Origin of the sequence: Clostridioides sp. ES-W-0018-02 (assembly GCF_020658175.1) — a bacterium.
Taxonomy (GTDB): Bacteria; Bacillota; Clostridia; order Peptostreptococcales; family Peptostreptococcaceae; genus Clostridioides.
In genome coordinates this window covers 1-702 of the sequence record NZ_JACVVY010000047.1, presented here as the reverse complement: position 1 = coordinate 702, position 702 = coordinate 1, and the positions used below count along the sequence as shown (strand labels likewise).

The following is a 702-nucleotide window of genomic DNA, read 5'->3' as shown; positions in this document are numbered from 1 at the left end:
GATAGGTCGAAGGTGTAAGTGCAGCAATGTATTTAGCTTATCGATACTAATAGGTCGAGGACTTGACCAATATTATTTGATGTTCATTGATTAAAATATATATGTAGTTTTTAGAGTGTTAACTCTATGTATTTAAATTTGTCAATAATTAGAGATTTTTAAGAATTTTATAAGCTTAAAATCGAATGAAAAAAGTATTGACATAATAAGACAAATATGTTATTATAATACTTGTCTTAGAAAAAAGATAAATGAAAATTTAGACAATAATCTGGTTATAATAGCAGAGAGGATACACCTGTTCCCATTCCGAACACAGAAGTTAAGCTCTCTAGCGCTGATGGTACTTGGTGGGAAACTGCCTGGGAGAGTAGGACATAGCCAGGTGATGTGCCGAAGTGGCGGAACTGGCAGACGCACAGGACTTAAAATCCTGCGGGACTTACCTCTCGTACCGGTTCGATTCCGGTCTTCGGCACCAAATTATTGTGGGCCATTAGCTCAGTTGGTTAGAGCGCCCGGCTCATAACCGGTAGGTCTGGGGTTCGAGTCCCTGATGGCCCACCACAATAATTTAAAGAACTTTGAAAATTAAACAGTAGGTTAATTTATAAAACAAGAAACAAACCATAAAGCCAGATATTTAGATAACAATAGTATCTGAGCCTGATAAACTTTTATTTGAGAGTTTGATCCTGGCTC

2 tRNA genes and 1 rRNA gene are annotated in these 702 nt (G+C 37.2%); all 3 read left to right on the top strand.

The features are described from left to right. The first annotated feature begins 270 nt into the window (after window positions 1-270). The 3 genes from rrf to IC219_RS21325 all read left to right on the top strand — a co-directional run bounded on the left by rrf (window position 271) and on the right by IC219_RS21325 (window position 567). Window positions 271-387: ribosomal RNA gene (gene rrf / locus IC219_RS21335) — 5S ribosomal RNA — on the top strand. Window positions 388-392: 5 nt separating this feature from the next. After that, window positions 393-481, top strand: a tRNA-Leu gene (locus tag IC219_RS21330). Between the two features lie 9 nt (window positions 482-490). Continuing rightward, window positions 491-567 (top strand) — tRNA-Ile (locus IC219_RS21325). Window positions 568-702: the final 135 nt, after the last annotated feature.